At 56.2% G+C, this 512-nt stretch carries 1 protein-coding gene; it reads left to right on the forward strand.

Annotated elements, in window-relative coordinates; all coding sequences use genetic code 11:
• Positions 1-476, forward strand: a 476-nt coding sequence (locus tag MLC70_RS18475) for an integrase core domain-containing protein (RefSeq protein WP_248186016.1), incomplete at its 5' end; no start/stop codon positions are given.
• Positions 477-512: the final 36 nt, after the last annotated feature.

Consider the following 512-nt stretch of genomic DNA (forward strand, 5'->3'; position numbering starts at 1 on the left):
GAGAGGGCTGCTGGCATAATCCGCCGGTTCTGCACTCTGACAACGGAGCGCCGATGACCTCTTATCTGCTCAAGGCCCGACTGGCTGAGCTGGGCATGTTGATGTCTCACAGCCGGCCTAGAGTCAGCAACGATAATCCTTACTCGGAATCATTGTTCCGGACAGTCAAATACTGCCCGGAGTGGCCGTCAAAGGGCTTTGAATCGCTCACGGCGGTGCGTGACTGGATGCTGGCGTTCGAGTACGCCTACAACGAACAGCACCTGCACAGCGGCATCCGGTTCGTGACACCGGCTGACCGACATCGTGGTGTTGATCACGAGCGCCTGGCGCACCGGAAACTGGTTTATGAAAGAGCAAAACGCCAGAATCCACGGCGCTGGTCTGGCAATACCCGGAACTGGGAAGTAACCGGACCGGTATCGCTCAACCCTGGCAAATTGCAGGAAATAGAGCGCAATAAATTGGCCGCTTAAACGCGGTCATTTGGACAACTGGGTTGAAAATCGCCG

This window comes from Marinobacter goseongensis, from assembly GCF_023156235.1.
Lineage (GTDB): Bacteria > Pseudomonadota > Gammaproteobacteria > Pseudomonadales > Oleiphilaceae > Marinobacter > Marinobacter goseongensis.